Here is a 24,235-nt window from a genome sequence, read left to right as displayed (position 1 = left end):
GGTGCAGGCACTGCGGGTTGCCGCTCAAACACTCGTTCTGCGATCTGGGTATGTCACCGCTGGCGAACTCGTACCTGACCGAAGCACAGCTGGATCAGCCTGAGATCTTCTTTCCGCTGCACGCGCATGTGTGCTCGGAGTGCCTGCTGGTGCAGGTAGGCGAATTCGAGGCGCCCGACACGATTTTCAATGACTACGCATACTTCTCGTCCTACTCGCAGAGCTGGCTGGATCATGCTCGGGCCTACGCGAAGGACGTGATCGCCCGCTTCGCGCTGGATCAATCGACACAGGTCATCGAGATCGCGAGTAATGACGGTTACCTGCTAAGGAATTTTGTCGCCGAGGGAATTCCGTCACTGGGCATCGAACCGGCAGAGAATGTTGCGCAGGAGGCGCGCCGGCTCGGGATACCAACAGAGACAATGTTCTTCGGTTCCGATCTCGCGAGCGAACTCGCGGCTCGTGGTACCAGAGCAAAGCTGCTGATCGGTAACAACGTGCTCGCGCACGTGCCCGACTTGAACGATTTCGTCGCGGGCATGTCCATCGTGCTGTCCGAGGACGGCGTGATCACCATGGAGTTTCCTCACGTTCTGCAATTGATCACGCAGAACCAGTTCGACACCATCTACCACGAACACTTCTCATACTTTTCGCTATTGACCGTGACCCGCGTCTTCGATTCAAACAACCTGCGCATCTTCGACGTCGACCAGATCGATACCCATGGCGGATCGTTGCGAATCTACGCCTGCCACAGAGACTTCGACGGACATCAGACGACCGGTCGAGTCCGTGACATAGAAGCAGCCGAGCGCGCAGCACGCCTCGACACCCTCGACGGGTACCTCGGCTATCCCGAAAGTGTGCAGGGCGTGAAACGCAGCCTGCTGAGAATTTTGATCGAAGCTCGCGACCTCGGTTATTCCACAGTGGCATACGGTGCACCGGCCAAGGGCAACACTTTGCTCAACTACTGCGGTATTCGGGATGACCTCATCGAATACACCGTTGACCGCAGCCCGCACAAGCAAGGTCGCTACCTGCCGGGTACACACCTCCCGATCTACCCGCCCTCTCACATCCGCGAGACCCGTCCGGACTACGTACTGATCCTGCCGTGGAATCTGAAGGACGAAATCATGCGCGAGATGTCCTATGTCCGCGAATGGGGCGCCCAATTCATCGTTCCGATCCCCGAATTGGCGATTCTCGGGTGATCACCACGATCACGACCTTCGCATGAAAGGAAACACGTTATGGCATGGGTAGTCTCGACCGAGACCGACATCAGCGACGACGAGCGACGGCGACGACTGTATACCGGCGAGGTCTTCTGCATTCCGCCGCGCGAATCGGTGAGGGCCCTCACGGAATTCGCCCTCGACATGATCGCCCAGGCATTTGGTGATCACGATCCGCTGACCGCGCACAACGCGCTGACAGTCGGGGATTACGTCGACAAACTCGCGGCGCTCAAACCCCGTTTCACGCATCACTACAAGTCCAAACAACTTCTCACCGAGATACTTGTCGACCTCGGCGCCGACCCGACCAAGACCTACTTCGATCTGCCGAAGTTGAGGGTCGTTCCGCCATCCGACTACCTGTCGGCCGGCCTCGGCTACAACTACACACCGCATCGCGACACGTGGTACTCGGCCCCCCAATGCCAGAACAACTGGTGGACACCCATCGCGGGCAACTCGGCGGCGACGGGCATGCAGTTTCATCCAGACTTCTGGTTGCGGCCGGTCCCGAACACCAGCGCAGATTTCGACGCGTATGAGTGGAATCGGACTTCCCGACGGGACGCGGCCGTATACATCAAGGACGATCCGCGTCCTCATCCCAGATTGGTTGGGGGCCAGCCCGCTTCGGAGCTCCGAGTTGTGGGCGAGCCGGGTTCGCTGCTGTCGTTTTCCGGCGCGCAACTGCACTCCACGGTGCCCAACCAAACCAGAACCGCGCGCCTGAGCATTGACTTCCGGACGGTTCACGTAGACGACCTGATGACCCGTGCAGGCCCCGAGAATGTGGATTCGCGTAGCACTGGCACTTCGGTGCGCGACTATCGCCGTGCCGATACCGGAGAGTCTCTGCCGCACAATGTGATCGCGGAGTATGACCACAATGGCAGCCGCGACGGCGTCCTGGTATTCGATCCGTCGGTGCTCAATGTCTGACCTCGCTTTGGCCCCCACACCGCGAAGGGTCACATCGCATGCACCGCCGACGGTCAGTGTCTGCATACCTGTGTACAACGGAGCGGAGTCGATCGTCCGCAGCATCGACAGCGTGTTGGCTCAGACATACGGCGACTTCGAATGCGTTGTCGTTGACAACAACTCGACTGACAACACAGTTCAGCGGGTTTTGTCCTATTCCGACCCGCGGATCCGGATCGTACGCAACGGGCGCAACCTCGGGATGGTCGGCAATCACAACCGGTGCGCATCGGTGGCGCGGGGCCGGTTGATCCAGTTCCTACACGCCGACGACTGGCTATTACCGAACTGCCTGGCAAGACTGGTGCCCGCATTCGACAACGACAGCGTGGGCCTGGCATTCGCGCCGCGGCGGGTGATAACGACGGACGAATCGTGGAGTGCGCGCTTCGGCAGGCTCGAAGACCCGCTGCGCCCTCTGCACCCTGTCAACCATGGTGCCGAGCTCATCCGTCGATACCTCGCCGCAGGAGCCGACGGCAACCCGATCGGCGAACCGACCTCGGTGATGTTGCGGCGCGAAACTCTCCTTGCAGCAGGAGGATTCCGTCAGCAGGTGCCACAGCTGCAGGACATCGACGCATGGTTGCGCATGCTGACCCGCTGCGACGCGGCGTTCATCGAGGAGGAGCTCACGGTTCGCTGGCACCACGCCGGAACCGCGACCGATGCCTTCGCCGGTACCGAGACGCTCGATCAGATGTGGGTGCTTTCCGACCTAGTCCACAGCCGAGATCTGGTTTTGTCACTGCGCCTTCACGCGTTGGGGTTGTGGGGGAAGGCACTTGCCAGGTGCCCGAAAACGATGCTGGCGTCCCCGCGCGGGCTTCGACTCACGCGGGCCCGCGGATTCGCCGTCCAAACGGGACATCTGTGCCTTGGCAGATCGCTTGCCTTCAAGGCAGACATACATGGCTAGCCGTACGGGCGGATCAGCGGTGCAGTCGTTGCGGGTCGGCGCGATCGCCCAAGTCCTGCCGCTGATCGCCGGATACGGGTTGAACTTGGTCGCAACCCCGTATGTCGTCAGTCGGCTCGGTCTGCACGACTTCGGTGTGTGGGCAATGACCGGAGCCATCGCTCAGTACGCCGCTCTTTTCGACCTCGGTGCGTCGCGCGCCGTGAACCGATACGTAGCGCTCTTTCACGCGCGCGGTGACACCGCCGCCGACCGTGCCGTGGTCGGGATCTGTGTGTCCGCCGCGCTGACTCTCGGCGCCGGCTTCGGCGTGCTCGCTGCCTTACTGCCGGGCCCGCTCGAAACGATCCTGCACACAGGCGATCCGGCGCTGACGCGGTCGCTGCTGCTCTGTTCGGTTGCGATCTTGACGTGCGGGCTCACCGCCCGCGTGTTGGCCGGTGCGTCGTTCGGACGCGGCAGACAGGTGCCGGCCAACATCGGCCTTGCGGTGCTGGGGATCACCCAGGTGACCGGCGGCGTGGTGGCGTTGACATTCACTGCGGGCCTGCGCAGTTACGCATTGGGGACCGTAGCCGGAGCAGCGGTCGGCTTGTGTGCCGTCCTGGGCGCCATCGTTCTCGACGAGGGCCGGATAACCATTGGCCGCCCACGCATGGCCATGGCCCGGGAGATCATCGGCTTCGGTCTGAAGAGCCAGGCGCTCGGCGCGGCCGACGTCGTGCTCTTCCAATCGGGCAAGTTGATCGCAGGCATCGTGATCGGTCCAGCGGCGGCAGGAGCTTACGAGCTCGGGATCCGTCTTGTGCAGGGTGTGCAAGCGTTCGGCTCAGCTGCATCGGTGGCCATCACCACACACCTGACACGGGCATTTGCAGTCGGTGGCATTGACGAAATCCGGCGACAGTATGCACGGCTAACGAGCCGCAATGCCGCAGCAGCGATTTTCCTGCCGTTCCTGCTTGGAACCACGGCATCGTCGGCGATCCCGCTGTGGCTGGGCGAGCGACAAGGGGCCGTCGTCGGCGTGGCGACGGCACTGGTGTTCGGCATCGCTGTCAACGTTTCGACGGGTGTGTGTTCGGCCACGATGTTCGCAATCGGGCGGTCGGGCACCATTGGGGCAACTGCCATCACATCGGCCGCCGGATGCGTCGCCTTGGCAATTCCGATGGCAATTGGCTTCGGGTTCAAGGGTTTGGTGGCCGCATATGCCACCTGGTTCGTAATTGGCAACGTGCTTGGCGTGTGGTTTCTGCAGTCGCGGGTCGACATTTCCATGAGGACGTACCTGCGCGCGGTTTCTGGTCCGTTCGGCGTCGCACTAGTCGCCTCTGCTGCAGCAGCGCCGATCAATTTCATTGCCGTTCCGCATGATCGGGTATCTGCGGTTGTCCCGTTCATCGCCTCGGCCGCGGTGTTCTGTGCCATCTACATCTGCCTGGCTTCGTGGCTCGGCTACTTACCCCGGTTCAAATCGCGAGCTCGCCCACCACTTGGGCCTATCGAGCCCGAAGAACCGCTATCCGCGACGACAGGGAGAGTCACCATGGGAAGAACCAACCGCATTGGGTCCGTTGCGATCATCGGAACGAGGGGTTATCCCAGCTTTTACGGCGGTTTTGAGACTCTGGTGCGCAAGCTGGCGCCGTTCTTGGCCGACCGCGGCTGGGATGTGACGGTGTACAGCAGGCCCGGTGCCACCGTTGATCGGCCCGAATTCGCGCACCCAGGTATCACCAGCGTCACCACCAAAGGCGTCGACTCGAAATCGTTGAGCACGTTGAGCTTCGGCGCCACGTCTACCTTCGACGCCGCCAGGCGCAAGCCCGACGTCGCCCTTGTGATGAACGTCGCCAACGGCTACTGGTTGCCGATGTTGCGGTCCCGCGGCATCCCTTCAGTGCTCAACGTCGACGGCATCGAATGGCAGCGGGACAAGTGGAGCCGACTGGGGAAGGCCGTCTTCAAGGGCGGGGCGAAAATGACGGCCAGGTTTGCCGACACCCTGATCTGCGACTCGGTGGAGATAGGTCGGTTCTGGCACGACAACTTCCAGCGCGACGGCATCTTCATACCCTATGGAGGCGATCAGCCGAGCGGACAGCAGGAGGTTCTGGCCGGCCTCGAGAAGCGCAACTACGTACTGCTGGTCGCCAGGCTGGTGCCGGAGAATTCCATCGGTGAATTCCTTGACGCCGCAGAGTCGGTTGTCGACGAGTTCCCGGTCGTGGTCGTGGGATCGTCGGGTTCGGGCGGTCCGCTTGAGGACAGAATCCGTTGTCTTACAGAGAAACACAACCAGTTCGTCTGGCTGGGTCACCTGAGCAATGACAAATTGCTCTCCTCGCTCTGGCAGAACTGCGGAGCATATTTTCACGGTCACAGCGTGGGAGGCACCAACCCAGCCCTTGTGCAGGCGATGGCATCGGGCGCACCCACGATCGCCCGCGACACCGTGTTCAACCGCGAGGTCTTACAGGACTCCGGCCTGTTCGTGCCGCCGGACCCCCGTGAGATCGCGGCGGCCACGCGCCTTCTGATGAGCAGTCCGTCGCTGCAGAATTCCCTGTGCGCCAAGGCCAGAGAACGCGCATGCGAGACATTCTCGTGGGACGCAATCTGCGATGCGTATGAAGACGCCTTGCTGGCTGCCACCGACAGGCAAGTAGTGCCACGACCGGTCCGACGAGGCCGGCGACGCGCGACGTCGCTTGCGCACGCGGCGCCCAGCTACGCCGGGTGACGGGGAGATTGATGAACATCCTCATCGACGGCTACTGGTGGGCCGAAGGGCCGATATCCAACCGCATGGTGCTCCACGAAATCGTCCAACGGTGGACCATCGACTATCCCGACGACCGAATCATCATTGCTGCGCCCGGTGAAGCGAATACCTCGGCGCCGGTACCCGACGGAGTCGAAACGGCCCGCACTCGACTGCGGGTCCATCCGGCGATCAATTTTCTGGAACTTCCCGTCATCGCCCGACGCCGAGGTGCCGACGCGATACTGGCGTTCAACTTCGCGGCCAACTCAACTGTAGGTGTGGTGTTCCTTCACGATGTTCTCTTTCAGTCGAATCCCGAATGGTTCACCAGGATTGAGCGCCTCTACTTCGGCTTGATGCCACGCTTGGCTCGACGCGCCAACACCGTCATCGCCACTTCGCAATCCGAACTAGGCCGAATCCGCCGCTATAACCCACGGCTGCGCCGCGTGGTCAGTAGCGGATTGTCCGTCGCAAGCGCATTAAGCACCGCCGAGCCCACCGACCCCGGGCTGGGCCTGGTCACTGGAAAGTATCTACTCTGCGTCGGCCGGCTCAACGTGCGCAAGAACCTTGCGGTGACGTTGCGTGCCGCCCTGCGGTCCGGGGTTTTGTCGAAAGACTTTCCTCTTGTCGTGGTGGGCGAGCCGTCCGGACGAATCACGCGCTTGGATGCCGATTGTCAATCTGCGGTCGCGGCTGGCAAATTGCGAATCGTCGAGCGGGTCAGCGACAGCCACTTGAAGTGGCTTTACACCCATTGCGCGCTGTTCGTGTGCCTGTCGCTCGATGAAGGCTTCGGCCTACCCGTGGTCGAGGCGGCCACCCTGGGTTGTCGGGTCTTGGCCAGCGACATTCCGGTTTTTCGCGAGACAATCGGGTGCCACGCGACGTTTGTCGATGCCCTCGACGTGGATGGTATTTCCCGGGCCATTCGCGACATCGTCGGTCAGCAGCCCACCCCGGCCGCGGCCGAATACCGGCAAGCCCACACCTGGAGCAGCGTTTGCGCTGCGATCAGAAGTGAACTGGCTCAAGGCCGGTCGAGCGTTCACGAACTGGCTGTGAATCCCTCGTCGTGAGATCTGCGCTCGACCGCCGCGGCGGGTTGGCGACCGCGGCACCAAGCGCGATTGCCCAGACGCTCAACAGACTCAGCCACGAGTGAATCGAAAGATACAGGCCGGCAGCAGTGATGAGCAGGGCCATGTGGCTCCACCAGCGATCGGCTCGCACCCGAGCGATGACGACGACCACAATGACGGCCAGCAACGCCAACCCGAAGTAACCGTATTCCAGTGCCGCATGCACCACTTCGGAGTCGACGGTGGCACTGACGTCAAGAGTGCCGAAAGGACTGCGCAACGTGTACATCCCCTCCGGCGGACCTGAAGCACCCCATCCCAACGGGTGAGTTCGCAATGATTCCGGCATGATCGCGTAAATCGCCCGGCGATACTGAGCGCTGGCGGTGGTGGGATCCGAGCTTGTCACGCCGTAACCCACGGCCCCTTGTAACAGAAGAACCATTGGGGCTGCGAGCAACAGGAACGCCGTGGCCGGTGCCCTGGCCGCCGCGATGTACCGACGGATCCCCGGTGCGCGACCCGACACGGCCACCACGATCACGTAGCAGACCGCCAGTATCATGGCGCCTCGGCTGAAGGTGGCCGCGATCCCTGCTATCAACACCGAGACGAAGAGCACCCGTCTCGTTCCCGCTGTCGCAACGATCGCCACGGTCAGCGCGCAGAGAAGCAATGCGGATAGCACGAGCGTCTGCTCTGAGAACACGGCAGACCGGAATTGACCGTCGATGAATTCGTCGAACGTGTTCCCCTTCAGAATCGGCCCGTCAGTAACCACCTCCGTTACCGCGAGAACTGATGTGATCACCGCGACGCCCAACATCGCGTAGCCCAATTCGGCGATTCGACCGCTGCGAACCAACAGATATCCGTAGGCGGCGGACAGCGGTGCCACCACGAAGTAGCGGAAATAGGTGTCACCGACTCCGGCGGTGACCACTTGGAAGCCGAGAAACGCCACGAGCATGACGCCGGTGAATCCGAGCACAATCACCGAAATCAACGTTCTGGTCGGCACGCTCGCGGCCAAACTCAGTGCGCACGAAACCGCTCCGAGCGCCAACAACACAGCTAATGCAAAGCGCGGCGGCATCGCCAACTCGTACAGACGTGGCCACATGACGGCGGTGACAATCGCAACGTTCGTCAGATGGCCGACGACACGGGGCGCCGAGAGGCGGCATGCTACACCCATAGCTAACGCTGCCAGCAGTACCGCCAGCGCGATGTGAGATGGCACTTCAGCCTCCGGTGTGCCTAGCTTCAGTCGATCGCCAGACTGGTCGAGCGCCGCATATCAGCGCGGTGGACATCGAGCAACACTATAACCGAGCCGACCGCATCCAGCGAACCTTTGCAAGCTTCTTGCAAGGGTTGTGGCCTGCTAAAAAACCGGATTAGATCACTTCTGAGCAACTTATAATCGAGCGATCAGAGGTGCAGCTAGGCGATGGACGAACTACGGGAATTCTTTCGAGTTGTGCGATATCGAATCCTCGTCATCGCTTTGCTGACGTTGGTGGGTGTCGGTGGGGGTGCGCTGTGGCTCATGCACTCACCCTCGCAGTACGTGGCTACCACGCGGCTCTTCATCTCCGGCGCCACATCGACCTCGCAATATGACGCTCAACAGGGCGGCATATACGCCAGGGACCGAGTCGTCTCCTACGAGCAATTGGTGAACAGCCGCGCGCTGGCGCAAAGGACCATCGACGCGTTGCATCTCAACATGGACGCAGCGACGCTGGCGGAGCACGTGGCGTCGAAGTCGTTCCCGGACGCCGCGGTCATGGATGTCACGGTCACCGCGGATTCACCAATCCAGGCTCGTGACATCGCGAATGGACTTGCCAGCCAGTTCATTGCGATGGCGAGCGCATTGGAAACACCGCCCGATGGCACTGCCCCGGTGGTCCGGTTGACCGTAGTAGACCACGCCGAGGCCGGTCTGCCGGCACAGCTTCTGCCGCCAAAGTTGATTTACATATTCGGCGGCATCTGCGGATTTCTCGTCGGTCTGGTCATCGCGTTCGTTTGGGAGAACTACGCCAGGCGCATCCGTGATGGTGTCGACGTGCAGCGGGCGATCGGCCAGCGTCCGCTGGCTGATCTGCCGGCATCCTCGACAGATTTGATGCTGAATTCGCGTACCGAAGCCGCCGAGGCGACGGCGCGGCTGCGGGTCAGCATCACCACCGCCGATGGCTCGGTTCCGCCCACCGTCGCGCTCGCAGGCATGCCAGGAGATTTGGCGCGCCGGTTCACCGCGGAAGCGGGTCTCAACTTGGTCGATGCCCTGGTCGCCAACAAACGAAGAGCGGTTCTGCTCGTCCTCGATGCCAGTCCCGACATCAAAGTCAGAATCACCCGGTATGCGCGAAAGGCCCGCAAGAAGACCGATCGGCTGATCCCCGTTCAGTGGGGATTCGACGATGATTCGCAAGGCAATCCTGTGGACCGACAAGCGCTCGCCGAGCGGCTCCGGCAGCTCAAGTCGGCATACGAATTCGTGGTCGTGGTTGTCCCGCCGCTCAGCCTGTTCGCACATTCCGCTGCCATCGCGCCCGTCGTCGATGGCGTTGTGGCCATTGGCATTTACCACCGCACCAAACGCCGCGATCTCGAAGAACACATGGCAGAGGTGAACCGCGCAGAGGCCACTTCGCTAGGCGCCGCATTCGCCAGGCGCACGCTGATCCCGCGGCCGCCAGCGACGGCGACCACGCTGGGGACCGTAGTGTCGGTCTCCTCGCCGAGTGACGCGGACCTCATGACCCCTGCAGACGCTAAGCGCAACGGCGCGCGGAATTCCCACGGCGCCCCACGCGAGTCCGAGAACGGCGACAGCCCGGCGCAGGCTATCGGCCTGACGCTTCGATGATCGGTCGACGACCTTTCCTCAAGGTGTCGCTTCTCCTCAGTGCAGCGACGGCTGCCGCGCCGCTCGTTGGCGGCTGCGGGCGGCCCGCCGAGGTCGAGGCGGCCCCTTGCTGGAATCCCGATGTGATTCCGGGGCTGGATCTGCATTTCGATGCGACTCGGCTTGATTCAAGCCCTGTCGACAGCACCGATTTCGCGACCATGAAAACGGGCGCTCGCATCGTGTCGGCGCGCGGCCACGTGTGGACGCACACCGGCAACATCGGCCGAGAGACCTCGGCAATGGTCGACGCTGCACCGCTCTCACAGGCCAAGATCCGGGCCACCTTCGACGCGGGCAAATCGAAGGCCAGCGTGTGCATTCTACTGGAGGACAACGACTTTCGGAACTGGGAAATCACCGTACGGAAGTGGGGTGAGATCGACTCGGTCGAACTGCGTGGCTTTCGCTGGGGCGTTGCAGGGCTATACCGAAGTCCGTCAAGGCTTGTACTGGGCGGCGCCAACGTGATCGAGGTCAGAATCACCCCGCGAAGATTGGAAGTCTGGGTCAATCACATCCAGGTCGCCGCGACCGACCTCAACGATGGGTGGTCGGTGAAGCGTTACGGGGTGGGATTGCGCGACGGTGACGCCGAGACAGTCATTCGCGGCTTCGTGATCAGCGACACCGAGCCCCGACGGTTGCGCGACGGCGAACCGGTCGAGCGAGTGCCCCAACTCGCTCAGCCAAACAACTGTCTGACCGCACACCAGCAGGGTGATGCGAAAGCGCCTGTGCTGAAGCTCAATTCGATTGGATCGCGCCAGAGTCTACTCTTCGATGGCGCAGACACACTGTTCACCGGGGCACCGTTGGACGGCACCAGTATGACGATAGTCGCCGTCATCCAGGGTCGCGGCACGATCATCGGGCCCGACGAATCGACTGGCGGACTCCAGCTTCGGATCGACGACGACGGATCGCTTGCCGCGCTCAATGCCGGCCGAGCCGGAATAGCGCAGACACAACCAGGGGCGGTCGGCGAGTCCGCAACCATCGCCGCGTTCAGCCTTGACTCCGTGGGAAACTCCGCACTGTACGTCGACGGCCGGCCAGCTGCAGGCGCATTGTCACCAGTGAAGTTTCCCCCCGGCGTCACGATGACCATCGGCTCTGCCTACAACGCCGAATTCTTCTCGGGAACTATCGGTGAAATCCTGCGTTGGAACCGTCCGCTCGGTGGTGCCGAACTGCGCACGGTGTTTGACGCCCTCGCCGCGAAGTGGAGCATTCCGGTGGCCCGGCCCGTCAATGGCCCGACAACCGCACCACTGCGAGCCACGGCATTGAAGGGATCAAACATCATTCCCCCGCTTGTTGATCTGGCCAATGACGATCCCGCGGCGTCGGCATGGCTGAATCTGTGGTCGAGGTGGGACTGGCGGTGGATCGAGCTTTCGGTCCGGCGTGCCGTGGAGCAAGGGGCCAACACCATCCGACTGATAGGTGATGTCAACGCCGTACACAGCGGGCTGATCACCGAAGCGACCTATCACGCCCGGTTGCAGCAGGTCATCAGTCTCTGCCAATCGCTTGGCTGCCGGTTTTACTACTGCGCCATCGATCTACGTCACAAACGTGACGCCGACTCGGTGTTCATCGCGCATTTCCTCTCCGGCGTCGCCGCCGTCCTTGCCCGCCACAGCAACGTCGTTGCGATAGAGCTCTGCAACGAAGTCGCCAGCGCGTATGACATCTATCCGGAACAGGAAGTGCTCGCCTGGATCGGTGCGTGGGCGGCCGCTATTCGCGCCGCCGCGCCTGCTATTCCGTTATCCATCAGCGACGTGTCGCCCGGCACGCTCCACGACAAGATCGGGCAGATCGACCAATACGCGAAGTACGCATACTTGGTCGACTTCTTTGATCTTCACGTATATGACGGCCTCGAGATCGCTTCCGACTCAGCGATCCTGGCGCCCTACGAGCTCGGCGTTGACCGCCCCATGCTCATCGGCGAGTTCGGCATCGACCGGACAGCCGCCGGCGCGGATCCGGGTGCCTTCTACTCGCGTGTCAAGACGTTGCGTGATTCGAGCCGGCTTGTGGTCGGCGCGTTGCAGTGGGGAGCCATCAACGATCAGTGGGGTTTGTACTCCGAATCGGACGATCGCCTCGAGGTCGACATCGCCGACGAGTGGGCCCGATTCTGATGCGCGTGAGGCACGACGGGAGGAACGCGATGCACGCTGCGACGTCGCCCGAATCAGACGTGAGCACGATGGTGGCACTACGGGTTTCACTGGGCAAGATGGACGGCGGCGGAAGGCGGGTGACCGCGTTTCGCCGTGTCCTGGAGAGTGTCGGTGCCGTCCGTCTGGTTGCGGTCGGCCCGAAGGGGCCGGAGGCCGACGCCGCTGTCCTCCATTCACCGCTGCACCGCGCCAAGCGCCGATTACTGCCTGTGCCGTTGCGCAGCCCCGTCGAACGCCTGCTGGCCAAACAGGCGTGCAGCGGACCGACGCTGAGTTTGGTGCCTTCCGCTCATCATTGGAGCCTTGGCTGCGGCCCGACGTGGCTCGACTTCGCTGATCTGTGGAGCGACATTGCCCGAAATCACGCTCGCACAGTGGATCCCATTTCGGCCGCGTTCAATCGTGCGCACGCCAGAATGTGGGCGGACCGGGAGACCGCCGAAGTGCGGCACGCCGATGTCACTTCGGTGGCATCGTGGGCCGACCGCGATCGTCTCGGCGGCGACGCAGTGTGGCTTCCCACCCCGGTCTCAGACCGGTTCAACACAGCACGGCGACCAACCACGCCCATTTCCCGCACCTGCGGGATGCTGGCCAACTTCGATTACCCGCCGAACCGTGACGCCTATCGACGCCTGGTGAGCGAATGGCTCCCGCTGCTGGCCCCGAATTTCGACCGTGTCGTTGTCGCGGGGTTCGGATCGGAGACATTGCCGCCCTCGCCACACATCGACATCCTCGGGTCCGTTGCCTCCGTCGACTCGTTCTATCGAAATGTCGACGCCGTTGTCGCACCGATCGAACGGGGCGGCGGAATGAAAGTGAAGGTGGTCGAAGCCATGATGCACGGGGTACCGGTAATCGCCACGGAACATTCCAGAGAGGGTCTGCCGCCTGCCATCTCGGCGGCGTGCACTGGTATCAGCGAACGTGTGCCGTTGGGACACGATCCCCGCGAATACGCCTCCGTCGCCGAGGAGTTGCGCCACTTCACTTTTGAGAGTTTCGCGCAGCAATTTCGCACGTTGTGGTTCGAGCGAATGGAAGCACGCCATGGTTAACCGTCTCGCAGCATCTGTCGTCGTGGTGACGTATAACTCAGCAGGCACGATCCAAACCTGCCTGAATTCGATACCGCGCAATTGTGAAGTCATCGTGGTCGACCAGAGTTCCTCTGACGACACCATCGCCGTAGCCAGGCGGGCCCGCCATGAGGCAACGGTGATCTCGGCGGGGAGCAATCGCGGATTCGGCGCCGGATGCAATCTCGGCGCCGCCAACGCTCATTCGGATGTCTTGATCTTCCTGAATCCGGACGCCTCGTTCACCCAGGGGGCGGTTAGGTCACTGGCACAGCGGGTCAGGATCGATGACGCCCTGGTCGGTCCGCGCATCGCCGACGAGGACGGATTCGATCAGACTCGGGCGCGGTTCTGGTCGACGCCTCTGTCAGTGCTCGGCGAAGTCTGCTTGCCGACCTCTTTGGCCAAGCTGTTCCTGCAAAGAGACATCCCTCCCGAATACTCGGTGTACCGATATGGCGGCCCCGTCCCCTACATCCAGGGCACCTGCATGGCGGTCAGTGCCGAGAACTTTTGGCGTGCGGGCGGTTTCGACGAGCGGCTGTTCCTCTACCACGAGGAGGAGATGCTGGCTCGACGGCTCGAATGCGTCGGAGTTCCTGCCATTCTCGAAACCGCGGCGTCCATCACTCATCTCGGCGCCCGATCAACTGAACAGGTACGAGACTTCGCGGCGGGCCAGTATTACCGCTCGGCGGCGATAACGCTCATGGCGCACCATCCGCGCCGCATCGCAATACCGACGGTCACCGCCCTCTGGCTCTTGTTGACGATGATGGCCGTTACGACACCACTGCGCATGCTCGTCGGGTTTCGTGCCGAAAAGGGAGTCTCCTGGTACCGATCGGGCGCGGCTGGAGCGCTGGCCGGACTGTTTGGCCGGGTCGTGAAGGCGCCGACAACCGATCGATCGGCCGACGTCATCAGCTTGGCGTCCAGCAGCAAGGTGGTCTGACCTGTGCGGATCTTGGTGACCGGTGGTGCGGGATTCATCGGAGCGAACTTCGTGCAGGGTACGGTGCGCGACCGTCCCGAGGTTTCGGTGACGGTACTGGATGCGTTGACCTATGCGGGCAGCCGCGAGTCGCTGGCTGCGGTGGAAGACGATATCCGACTCGTGGCCGGCGACATCACCGATGCCGACCTGGTGTCGAAGTTGGTCGCCGAGGCCGACGCCGTGGTGCATTTCGCCGCCGAAACCCACGTCGACAATGCGCTGGCCGACCCGCAACCGTTCGTGCACACCAATGTGCTGGGCACGTTCACGGTATTGGAAGCGGTGCGCGCCGAGCGGGTGCGGTTGCATCATGTGTCCACGGACGAGGTCTATGGCGACCTGGACCTGGATTCCCCCCAACGGTTCACCGAGTCCACGCCCTACCACCCGTCCAGCCCGTACTCGGCGACCAAGGCGGCGGCCGATCTGTTGGTGCGCGCCTGGGTGCGCTCCTACGGGGTAGCCGCCACGATCTCGAACTGCTCCAACAACTACGGCCCGTATCAGCATGTGGAGAAGTTCATTCCACGCCAGATCACCAACGTGTTGACGGGGCGGCGGCCAAAGCTCTACGGCAGCGGCGCCAACGTCCGCGACTGGATACACGTCGATGATCACAACAGCGCGGTGTGGCGGATCCTCGCCGACGGCCAGATCGGTCGCACCTATCTCATAGGCGCCGAGGGTGAACGCGACAACCTGTCGGTGCTGCGCACCATTCTGGCGCTGATGGGCCGCGACCCCGATGACTTCGACCACGTCACCGACCGCCCCGGCCACGACCTGCGGTATGCCATCGACCCCTCACCGCTTCATGACGAACTGGGCTGGACTCCCAAGCACATCGTCTTCCAAGACGGTCTGCGCGACACCATCGCGTGGTATCGCGACAATGAATCATGGTGGCGCCCATTGAAAGACGCGGTCGAGGCCAAATACGAAAAGCGTGGCCAGTGACGACGCGCGAACTGTCGATTGCGGCCGGGTGGGGATTCACTCCCACCCATTCACCAACGAAGTCCGCCGAGGGTCACCACCGCTGACCAGCCTGCCGCTACGCTCGGGTTTACCAACAATCTCGCGGAAGGGAACCGGGCCAACGAGCGGTGACGTCACGCTGCGCCAGCTGCGCTACTTCGTCGCGCTCGGCGAGGAGCTGAATTACCGGCGCGCCGCGGAGCGGCTGTTCATCACGCAGCCCGCGCTGTCGACGGCGATCAAACAGCTCGAACATCAGCTCAGCGTGATGCTGTTCACCCGCAGCACCCGCGAGGTGGCCCTCACTGAGCTCGGCCACGCCTGGTTGCCGAAAGTGCGTGACGCACTGCGTGGGATCGACGGCGCGGTCGACGACCTCATCGCGCTGTCGGCGCACTACCGGCGCGTCAGGCTCGGCTACCTGATCGGCACCGGAGCGGACCTGCTGTTCCGGCTGTTGCGTCACTTCGAGGCCGCCTACCCCGAAATAACGCTGGAACCAAGGGAATTCGATTTCTCCGATCCGACGGCCGGCCTCGCCGACGGCAGCACCGAGGTCGCGATCATCAGGCCACCGGTCGATCTGCCCGACCATCGAATGTTCATCCTCGACGCCGAAGACTGGGTGGCCTGCCTGCCGCGCGACCATCCGCTGGCGGGCCGGTCCGAACTGAAGATCGCCGAGCTGCTCGACGATCCGATTGTCGTCGCCCCGGCCACCGCGGGCCGCTGGCGCGACTACTGGATGGCGATGGACGCCCGCGGCGGCAAACCGGCGACCATCGCCGCCGTCGCCGCCACCTACGAAGAGGAGACCACCACCATCTCGCGCGGCCTCGGGATCAGCTTCACCAGCGAGGCCAGCGCTCGGCTGTACAACCGGCAGGGCATCGCCTACGTGCCGATCGTCGACCGGCCGCGCAACTACACCGCGCTCGCCTGGCACCCGGCCGGCCTCAGCCACGAGGCCGCGCAGCTCGTCAGGCACGTCCGCGAGGAATGGAGCTTTGGCGAGGGCCAGGCGATCGAACGCCCGGCGACCTACTACTGATAAAGCGCGCTTATGAGTAGATCAGAAAGTGCAACTTCCCTGGAAACACCCAGTCGGGTTTCCTCATCCCATGACTGACACCGCCTCAACCGTTACGCCTGTGGCGCCGACGAATGACGAGGACGCCAAGCTCGCACAGTTCGGCTACACCCAAAGGCTCGACCGCTCGGTCGGCCGCCTCGCGTCGTTCGCGATCGGCTTCGCGACGATCAGCGCCACCACCGCGGTGTTCACCGGGTTCGGTGCTGGATACTTCACCGCCGGTGCCCCGTTCGTCTGGACGCTGCTGCTCGCAGGAGCGGTGTTCGTCGTCTGGACGTTCATCGCGGCCGACCTGACCGCCAAGATCCCGCTGGCGGGCTACGCATACCAATGGACGAGCCGGATTCACGGCTCGACGCTCGCGTGGTTCACCGGGGTGATGGCGCTGGCCGGATGGGTGTGCGGCATGACAGGAGTCGGTTTCATCCTGTCCGGATATCTCGGCAGCCTGTTCGGCTGGAACATGAGCCAGACCGCGCAGATCCTCGTCGCCATCGGCGTGATGGCGGTCTGCGTGGTGGTGAACCTCTACGGTGTCCGCTTCGCAACGATGGTCAACAACATCGGCGTCAGCCTCGAACTGGTTGTCACGGTGGGCGCGACGATCCTGGTCGCCATCGTCGCCTTCTCCGCACCCGAGAACCACCAACCGATCTCGGTGTTGTTCACCGGTGGGACGTCGGATCAGCACAGCGCCTACATCTTGGCCTGGCTGGCCGCTTCGCTCGGACCGTTCTTCGGGCTGATCGGTGTCGAGGCCAGCGCGGACGTCGCCGAGGAGACCGTCGGAGCGCGACACGTCATCCCCCGCACGATGTTCTATGCGTTGACCACCTCGATCATCATCGAGTTCGGAATGTATGTCGTCTACGTGCTGGCCATCAAGGACCAGGACGCGGTCGCGGCGGCCCAGGCGGCCCCGATCGAGGAGATCATCACCCAGCAGGTAGGTCCGGTGGTCACGAGAATCGTTGTCGCCGTGGCGCTTACGAACATCATGGCGTGCATCCTTGCGAACATTCTCGTGGCGACCAGGCTGACCTACTCGATGGCACGCGACAACATGCTGCCCTTCTCTCACATCTGGCGGCACGTGTCCCCCTCTAACCGCACCCCCACCTACGCGGTGCTCGGCCTCTTCACGCTGTCGACGATCCTGCTGCTGTCGGCGTTGGTGAGCGAGAAGGTGTTCTTCCTCATCATGGGGCTGTCGTCGCTGGCCGTGTTCGCGACCTACTTCCTGCAGACTGTCGCGCTGCTGATCGGCCATCGCCGCGGCACCATCCCGGCCGCGGAGCCCGGCACGTTCGACTTGGGACGCGCCCGGATGCCGGTCTACGTCCTCGGCATCGTGGCGTTCACGCTCGTGTGTGCGGCGCTGATCTTCCTTCCGCAGTTCGTCAACAACGGCTACGTCTTCCTCGGTCTCGTCGCGCTGGCCGGCCTCTGGGCGGTCACCGGACTCCGTAAGCGCCTTGCCGACGGCGACGCCGGACCGGACTACGCCAAGACTCACCTCTCCTGAATCCTTCGAAAGGACAACTCTTCTCATGACCGTGGTAGACCAAGGCACCAGCAACCTCGTCGCCGTAGAGCCCGGGGCCATCCGGGAGGACACACCGGCCGGTTCGGTGATCCAGTACAGCGACTACGAGCTGGACACCTCCAGCCCGTACGCCGGCGGCGTGGCGTGGATCGAAGGCGAGTACATCCCGGCGTCGGAGGCGCGGATCTCGATCTTCGACACCGGCTTCGGCCACTCCGATCTGACCTACACCGTCGCACATGTGTGGCACGGCAACATCTTCCGGCTCGGCGACCATCTGGACCGGCTGTTCGACGGAGCGCGCAAGCTGCGGCTCGACCCGGGATACAGCAAGGACGAGCTCGCCGATATCACCAAGCGTTGTGTGGCCATGTCGCAGCTGCGGGAATCCTTCGTCAACCTCACCGTGACGCGCGGATACGGAAAGCGCAAGGGCGAGAAGGATTTATCCAAACTGACCCATCAGGTCTACATCTACGCGATTCCCTACCTGTGGGCATTCCCACCCCATGAGCAGATCTTCGGCACGACGGCGATCGTGCCGCGGCATGTGCGACGCGCAGGCCGCAACACCGTGGATCCGACCATCAAGAACTATCAGTGGGGTGATTTGACCGCAGCCAGCTTCGAGGCCAAGGATCGCGGCGCGCGCACCGCGATCCTGATGGACGCCGACAACTGCGTCGCCGAGGGGCCCGGCTTCAACGTCGTCATCGTCAAGGACGGCAAGCTTGCCTCGCCGTCACGAAACGCGTTGCCCGGCATCACCCGCAAGACGGTGTTCGAACTGGCGGACACCATGGGGATCGAGGCGACGCTGCGCGATGTCACCAGCCACGAGCTGTACGACGCCGACGAATTGATGGCGGTCACCACGGCGGGCGGTGTCACGCCGATCAACACCCTCGACGGCGAACCCATCGGAGACGGCGCACCCGGCCCGCTCACTGTCGCGATCCGTGACCGGTTCTGGGCGCTGATGGATGAGCCCTCGCCGCTGATCGAGGCCATTGATTACTGACGATTGCGTCGAAACAGGTCTACGATCGAAATAGTCAGGTAGTCGCTCGGCGTTAGCAGTGCATATGAGCACCTTTGTACGATCCATGGTGCGTCTCGTGGTCATCGGAGCCGCCGCGCTCGCCTTGCTGGTTTCGCCCGCCGCGCTCGTCACCGTCACCGCACCGCCCGCATCCGCGCAACCCTGTTACAACGGCGTACTCCCGTGGGGTCCCTTCGTTCCGAGTTGCACCGTGCCCGGTCCGACCGCACCCAGGGTCCGCGGCGCGGCGCCCGACGCCAACGCGATCATCGCGTGCCGCAACCATCCCGGCTGCCTGTCCTGGTACGTGAACGGAGGCCCGTAGCCAAGGACATGTCGCACGACGTTGAGAAGCGCTTCGACCGGCCCGGCACATTCCACGAGGCTGCGATGTACGTCGGTGCCGTTCTCGCGGTTGCAGGCGTCATGTTCGCCGTGTGGGCGACGACCTGGCGAGAAAACGTGATCATCGCGTCGACGGTGCCCGCGGTGCTGTTCGGCGGCGGTGTCGGCGCATTCGTCAAGACCTACCGGGTCTGGAAGGACGAGGGCGCGTGGCCGGCGTGGCAGGGCGCCGGCTGGTTCCTGCTGACCTTCATGCTGGTGTGCCTGGCCGTCCCCGGCGCGGCGATCACCGCCGGTTAGGACTTTTCCGAATTCTCGGAGTTCTTGGCGTTCTCCGAGTTCTCGGACTCATCGGACTTCTCCGACTTTTCGTCCTCGCCGTCCAGAGACATCTCCCGCAGCTCGCGCTTGAGCACCTTCCCGGTTGGATTGCGCGGTAATTCATCGAGGAACACCACCTCACGCGGCACCTTGTAGCGGGCCAGGTGCTCTTTGACGTACGACTTGATGTCCTCCTCGCCGATGCTGGCGCCGTCGCTCTTGACGACGAACGCCCGCAGTCGGTGTCCCCATTCCTTGTCCTCCACGCCGAGCGCGGTGGCCTCGACGACGTCGGGATGGCCGCTGATCAGATCCTCGACCTCGGCGGGGAACACATTCTCGCCACCGGACACGATCATTTCGTCGTCGCGCCCGCTGACGTAGAGCAGACCGTGCTCGTCGAAATAGCCGACGTCGCCAGACGACATCAGCCCGTCGATGATCTGCTTGTGGCCGCCGCCGGTGTACCCCTCGAACGGGAAGGTGTTGCCGACAAAGATCCGGCCGACGTCCCCCTGGGGCAACTCTTTGCCGTTGTCGTCGAGGATCTTGACCTTCACGCCCTTGACCACGGGCCCGACGGTCGCCGGATTGATCGAAAGATCCTTGGGTCGCGCGATGGTCGCGAACGCGATTTCCGTTGAGCCGTAAAGGTTGTAGATAACCGGGCCCAGGTCCTTGAGTGCGCGCTGAGCCAGCTCTGCGCCTAGCTGCGAGCCGGACACGAAAACGATCCGCAGCGAGGACAAATCGGGTTTCTTGTCCATCTTTTCCAGCGCATCGAGCATGCGCGAGAGCATGACCGGGACGACGACGACCGCACTGACTTTGTGCTTTTCGATGTCCTCGAGAACCGTCGGCGGCTTGAAGCGCCGCCGCAGCAGTAGCGTGTCGCCGAGCATCATCGCGATGGTGGCGTGCAGATACCCAAGCGCGTGGAACATCGGCGCCGGAAGGGACGTGATCTCACCGGACCGGAACGGCACGTGGGAGAGGATGCCGCCGATCGGCGCGAGCGACGGCGGCGTACTTCTGTTGGCGCCCTTGGGAGTTCCGGTGGTGCCACTGGTCAAGATGATGATCGAGGAGTGCTTGGTCACCTTCGGGGCGGGCTTGCCCGAGTTGCGGGCGACGAAGTCTTCCAGCGTCTCGTCGGTGCTGGCCGACGACTCGCCTTTGTCAGGGTTGGTGCCCAGCGCGCGCAGCTTGCCCAGTTCCGGCTCAGCTTTGGACACCGCGTCGAAGTACTCGTCGTCGTAGATGATCAGTTTGGCGCCCTCACGTTCGGACACCTCCTTGATCTGAGGTCCGGAGAACTCACTGTTGAGAAGGATGATGCGCGCACCGGTGCGGGCAGCCCCGTATACGGCGATCAGGAACCAGCGGTGGTTGCGGGCCAAGATGGCGATCCCGTCACCGCCCTTGATGCCCTTTTCCAGCAGCCCGTTGGCGACCTCGTGCGCGGCCTGATCCAGTTCGCCGAACGTGAGCTCGCCGAAGTCGTCGATGATCGCGGTGCGGTTGGGGGTGCGACGCGCGTTCAGCGCGGGAATCATGCCGAATTCGCCCCAGCGGCGGATGTCGGCGAGCATCGCGGCGATGTTCTGCGGCGGCTCCAGCTTGAACGCGCCTGCCTCCAGCATCTTGAGGAAGTAGTGGAGTTCGGCGGACCCTCGCTCGGCGTACTGCTGGGCTTTGGCGACTGCCTGCAACGGAAGATCGGTGAGCTTAGGCATGATCACACCCTAGTGACGGGCGTCTCAGCGCGACCGGGAAATTACCATGACGATATGGCCGCTTCCATGTCGCTGGACGTGGACGGTCGGCAGGTGTCGATCACCCACCCGGACAAGCTCGTTTTCCCGGATATCGGGGTGACGAAACTCGACCTGATTCGCTACTACCTCGCCGTGGCCGAAGGCGCGCTGCACGGTGTGCGTGACCGGCCGATGATCCTCAAGCGGTTCGTCAAGGGCATCACCGAGGAAGCGGTGTTTCAGAAGCGGGCCCCCGAGAAACGACCCGACTTCGTCGACGTGGCCGAGTTGAAGTACGCGTCGGGCACCTCTGCCAAGGAGGCCGTCATCCGCGACGCCGCGGGTCTGGCGTGGGCAATCAACATGGGCTGCGTCGATCTCAACCCGCATCCGGTACGCGCCGACGACCTCGCCCATCCCGACGAACTGCGCGTCGACCTCGACCCGATGCCGGGCGTGCAATGGCGCCAGATCGTCGACGTGGCCCTGATCGCGCGCGAGGTGCTCGAGGAGCACGGCCTGACCGCATGGCCCAAGACGTCGGGCTCCCGCGGGTTTCACATCTACGCGCGCATCGCGCCGCGGTGGCCGTTCAAATTCGTGCGGCTTGCGGCGCAGACGGTGGCCCGGGAGGTGGAACGCCGCGCGCCCGAACTCGCGACGGCGCGGTGGTGGAAGGAGGAGCGCGAAGGCGTCTTCGTCGACTTCAACCAGAACGCCTTCGACCGCACGGTCGCGTCGGCGTATTCCGTTCGGGCCACGCCGGACGCCCGGGTGTCGACGCCGCTGTTCTGGGACGAGGTCGCCGACTGTCAGCCGGAGCGGTTCACGATCGCCACCGTGCCCGCGCGTTTCGAGGAGCGCGGCGATCCGTGGGAGGCCATGGACGACCACGCGGGCACACTGGACGCGCTGCTCGACCTCGCCGATCGGCTCGGTCCGGCCGAGAAGGCGCCACGAGGCGCCAAGAAGGGGACCGGTCGTCGGCAATCGACGATGCCGCTGATCGAGGTTGCACGGACCAAGACCAAGGACGAAGCAATGGCCGCGCTCGACGAATGGCGCGGACGTTACCCGGCAGTAGCCGAAATGCTCCAGCCTGCAGACATTTTGGTGGACGGTATGCGTGGGCCCAGTTCGATCTGGTACCGGATCCGGATTAACCTGCAGCACGTGCCCGAGGAGCAGCGACCTCCGCAGGAACCGCTGCTGGCCGACTACAACCCCTGGGAAAACTACTCTGGGCCGCAGTGGATGCGACGCGGCTGAGTGGTTTGCTGCTCGACGCAAAACCGGTTCTTAATAAAGTATTAGCCGTTACTCCCCGTTGCCTTAGATCGGCTCCGTAGCTTCGGTATTAGTTCACCGATCGAGGGGAGGCGCCAGATGTACGGCAATCCGGCATTCGACTGCGACGGCGCCCAGATCCGGGTGTGCAGTCGCCAACTGGCGACCGTTGTGACGGTCACAGGTGATCTCGACGACGCGAACCTCGAAAAGGTCAGCGCATATGCCAAGCGCTTCGTGCTACGGGAAAAGCCCGTCGTGCTCGATCTCAGTGGCGTGAATTCCGCTACACCGCACATCATTTCGCTGCTGAGCGAACTCGATGACGCTTGCATCGTCGCAGGGGTCGAATGGTCGCTGATCGCGAGCCAGCCGGTCAATCACGCGGTACGCACCTTCGACGACCGAGTCGAGCTGCCAACGGTGGCATCGGTCGCAGACGCACTCCACAATTTCGCCGACGCCATACTCGAGCGGCGTCGCCTACTTCCGCTCCTTACCAAGAGCGCTTAGAGACGGGTTCGAACTTCGATGCTTCTCGACATTCGGTGGCTGGCCTACCTGGTGCACGGCCGCCACAAGCCGCGCTCGCGGCCCCTGGCACTCACTGCCCGCTGATCCACCCGTAGCTGACTAAGATCGCTGCCCATGTCGGGTAGTTGGGCGGCGATGCTCGGCCAGCTCATCCCGCTGGCGTTGGTGGTTGCCATGTCGCCCCTGACGATCGTCCCGGCGATCGTGCTGGTGCTGCAGTCCGACCGTGCCCGGTCCACCGGCCTGGCCTTCATGTTCGGCTGGCTCATCGGTCTCGCGGTGACGACGGCGGTGTTCGTCCAGTTGCCTCGCCTTCTCGATGGGCTCAACCGGCCCGCCCCCACGTGGGCGGCATGGGTGCGGCTCGCGGTCGGCGTCGCGTTCATCGTGTTCGGCGTATGGCGGTGGCTGACGCGTCACCTCGTCACCAAACAGCCGGCGTGGTTGAACAGGCTGGGCAGGCTGACGCCCGTCGGCGCGTTCGCGGTCGCGGTTGGGCTGATTCTCGTCAATCCCAAAGTGCTGCTGATGAACGGCGCGGCCGGGCTGGTGATCGGCACGGCGGCAGTGGGTGCTGCGGGTGTGTGGGTTGCCGTCGTCTACTACACGGCCATCGCGGGTTCGTCGGTGCTGCTACCGATACTCGCTTATGCCATCGCCGGCGACAGGGTCGACCATCAACTCGAGCTGATGAAGCAGTGGATGGAACGTCAGCACGCCGTCCTGACAGCGGGCTTCCTGGTCGTCGTCGGTTTGTTGTTGGTGTACACCGGGATTCGCGCGGTTTGAGCCGCCTGGCCGCCGGGTACGCGGCGAGGGTGGGGCGCACTGCGAATTGGGTTCTGGCCCTGGCCACTGTGCCGGGCGCCATCGCGGTCGTCGTGTTCCTCTACATGCAGATCATGGGCACGGCGGGCTGCAACAAGCAGCCGTGCCCACGCGAGGGTCCCGGTGAGCTGGGGTTCACGCTGATTCAGTACGGCGCGCCCGCTGTCGCGGTCGTCGCAGTCGTGCTGTCTTTCTTCACGGCGCGGCGGCCGGGCGGGTTCATCGTTCCGGTCGTGGCGTGGCTGTTGTTGATCGCAGCCTTTGTGGTGCTTGCCTTTTCGTTCACCCCGACCGGCTAG

General features: G+C 63.3%; 20 protein-coding genes and 1 pseudogene. 19 read left to right on the top strand and 2 right to left on the bottom strand.

The features are described from left to right. Positions 1-2 precede the first annotated feature (2 nt). The 5 genes and pseudogenes from J3E61_RS11260 to J3E61_RS11240 form a co-directional block, all read left to right on the top strand. Positions 3-1,223: pseudogene (locus J3E61_RS11260) on the top strand (methyltransferase domain-containing protein); the annotation flags it as partial. Positions 1,224-1,262: 39 nt separating this feature from the next. Beyond that, entirely contained in the window at positions 1,263-2,189 is a 927-nt protein-coding gene (locus tag J3E61_RS11255; protein ID WP_210083602.1) for a hypothetical protein, read from the top strand. Continuing rightward, entirely contained in the window at positions 2,182-3,150 is a 969-nt protein-coding gene (locus J3E61_RS11250) for a glycosyltransferase family 2 protein (protein ID WP_210083601.1), read from the top strand. The genes J3E61_RS11255 and J3E61_RS11250 overlap by 8 nt, the downstream gene beginning before the upstream one ends. Next, complete coding sequence (locus tag J3E61_RS11245; protein WP_210083600.1) at positions 3,143-5,896, top strand: DUF1972 domain-containing protein; 2,754 nt, start codon at positions 3,143-3,145, stop codon at positions 5,894-5,896. The genes J3E61_RS11250 and J3E61_RS11245 overlap by 8 nt, the downstream gene beginning before the upstream one ends. Before the next feature lie 11 nt (positions 5,897-5,907). Next, positions 5,908-7,002, top strand: a complete 1,095-nt coding sequence (locus tag J3E61_RS11240; protein WP_210083599.1) for a glycosyltransferase family 4 protein — start codon at positions 5,908-5,910, stop codon at positions 7,000-7,002. Here J3E61_RS11240 and J3E61_RS11235 read toward each other — a convergent pair. After that, entirely contained in the window at positions 6,938-8,248 is a 1,311-nt protein-coding gene (locus J3E61_RS11235) for a hypothetical protein (protein ID WP_210083598.1), read from the bottom strand. The two genes, J3E61_RS11240 and J3E61_RS11235, sit on opposite strands and share 65 nt — an antisense overlap. 210 nt (positions 8,249-8,458) lie before the next feature. Here J3E61_RS11235 and J3E61_RS11230 point away from each other — a divergent pair, with 210 nt between their 5' ends. The 10 genes from J3E61_RS11230 to J3E61_RS11185 all read left to right on the top strand — a co-directional run bounded on the left by J3E61_RS11230 (position 8,459) and on the right by J3E61_RS11185 (position 19,509). Then, on the top strand, positions 8,459-9,889 hold the full coding sequence (locus tag J3E61_RS11230; protein WP_210083597.1) for a hypothetical protein: 1,431 nt from the start codon (positions 8,459-8,461) through the stop codon (positions 9,887-9,889). A gap of 23 nt (positions 9,890-9,912) precedes the next feature. Continuing rightward, positions 9,913-12,084, top strand: a complete 2,172-nt coding sequence (locus tag J3E61_RS11225) for a cellulase family glycosylhydrolase (protein WP_210083596.1) — start codon at positions 9,913-9,915, stop codon at positions 12,082-12,084. Positions 12,085-12,089: 5 nt separating this feature from the next. Next, on the top strand, positions 12,090-13,187 hold the full coding sequence (locus tag J3E61_RS11220; protein WP_192725809.1) for a glycosyltransferase: 1,098 nt from the start codon (positions 12,090-12,092) through the stop codon (positions 13,185-13,187). Next, on the top strand, positions 13,180-14,163 hold the full coding sequence (locus J3E61_RS11215) for a glycosyltransferase (protein ID WP_210083595.1): 984 nt from the start codon (positions 13,180-13,182) through the stop codon (positions 14,161-14,163). Before J3E61_RS11220 ends, J3E61_RS11215 begins: the two co-directional genes overlap by 8 nt. Positions 14,164-14,166: 3 nt before the next feature. Further along, positions 14,167-15,162: a dTDP-glucose 4,6-dehydratase gene (gene rfbB / locus J3E61_RS11210; RefSeq protein ID WP_210083594.1), complete on the top strand. Its 996-nt coding sequence runs from the start codon at positions 14,167-14,169 to the stop codon at positions 15,160-15,162. 160 nt (positions 15,163-15,322) lie between these two features. Continuing rightward, a complete protein-coding gene (locus tag J3E61_RS11205; RefSeq protein WP_210085508.1) occupies positions 15,323-16,234 on the top strand; it encodes a LysR family transcriptional regulator in 912 nt (303 codons plus the stop codon). Positions 16,235-16,304: 70 nt separating this feature from the next. Continuing rightward, positions 16,305-17,801, top strand: a complete 1,497-nt coding sequence (locus tag J3E61_RS11200) for an amino acid permease (RefSeq protein ID WP_210083593.1) — start codon at positions 16,305-16,307, stop codon at positions 17,799-17,801. A gap of 25 nt (positions 17,802-17,826) precedes the next feature. Further along, positions 17,827-18,843: an aminotransferase class IV gene (locus tag J3E61_RS11195; RefSeq protein WP_210083592.1), complete on the top strand. Its 1,017-nt coding sequence runs from the start codon at positions 17,827-17,829 to the stop codon at positions 18,841-18,843. A gap of 64 nt (positions 18,844-18,907) precedes the next feature. Further along, positions 18,908-19,189: a hypothetical protein gene (locus tag J3E61_RS11190; RefSeq protein WP_210083591.1), complete on the top strand. Its 282-nt coding sequence runs from the start codon at positions 18,908-18,910 to the stop codon at positions 19,187-19,189. A gap of 8 nt (positions 19,190-19,197) precedes the next feature. Continuing rightward, the gene (locus J3E61_RS11185) at positions 19,198-19,509 is read left to right on the top strand and encodes a hypothetical protein (RefSeq protein WP_192725815.1); all 312 of its coding nucleotides are present in this window, start codon (positions 19,198-19,200) and stop codon (positions 19,507-19,509) included. Here J3E61_RS11185 and fadD2 read toward each other — a convergent pair. Then, positions 19,506-21,266 carry a long-chain-fatty-acid--CoA ligase FadD2 gene (gene fadD2 / locus J3E61_RS11180; protein WP_210083590.1) on the bottom strand — a complete coding sequence of 587 codons (1,761 nt, stop codon included), beginning with the start codon at positions 21,264-21,266 and terminating at the stop codon, positions 19,506-19,508. The two genes, J3E61_RS11185 and fadD2, sit on opposite strands and share 4 nt — an antisense overlap. Before the next feature lie 54 nt (positions 21,267-21,320). On the opposite strand from fadD2, the gene ligD reads away from it, so the two are divergent. The 4 genes from ligD to J3E61_RS11160 all read left to right on the top strand — a co-directional run bounded on the left by ligD (position 21,321) and on the right by J3E61_RS11160 (position 24,235). Continuing rightward, positions 21,321-22,556: a non-homologous end-joining DNA ligase gene (gene ligD, locus J3E61_RS11175; RefSeq protein WP_210083589.1), complete on the top strand. Its 1,236-nt coding sequence runs from the start codon at positions 21,321-21,323 to the stop codon at positions 22,554-22,556. A 117-nt stretch (positions 22,557-22,673) separates the two neighbouring features. After that, complete coding sequence (locus J3E61_RS11170) at positions 22,674-23,087, top strand: anti-anti-sigma factor (RefSeq protein ID WP_192725818.1); 414 nt, start codon at positions 22,674-22,676, stop codon at positions 23,085-23,087. A gap of 135 nt (positions 23,088-23,222) precedes the next feature. Then, complete coding sequence (locus J3E61_RS11165) at positions 23,223-23,897, top strand: GAP family protein (RefSeq protein WP_210083588.1); 675 nt, start codon at positions 23,223-23,225, stop codon at positions 23,895-23,897. Next, the gene (locus tag J3E61_RS11160; protein WP_210083587.1) at positions 23,894-24,235 is read left to right on the top strand and encodes a hypothetical protein; all 342 of its coding nucleotides are present in this window, start codon (positions 23,894-23,896) and stop codon (positions 24,233-24,235) included. The genes J3E61_RS11165 and J3E61_RS11160 overlap by 4 nt, the downstream gene beginning before the upstream one ends.

This window comes from Mycobacterium sp. OAE908 (assembly GCF_017872775.1).
Classification (GTDB): domain Bacteria; phylum Actinomycetota; class Actinomycetes; order Mycobacteriales; family Mycobacteriaceae; genus Mycobacterium.
Note: the sequence above shows the minus strand (reverse complement) of the source record. Positions and strands in the feature narration are given on the sequence as shown.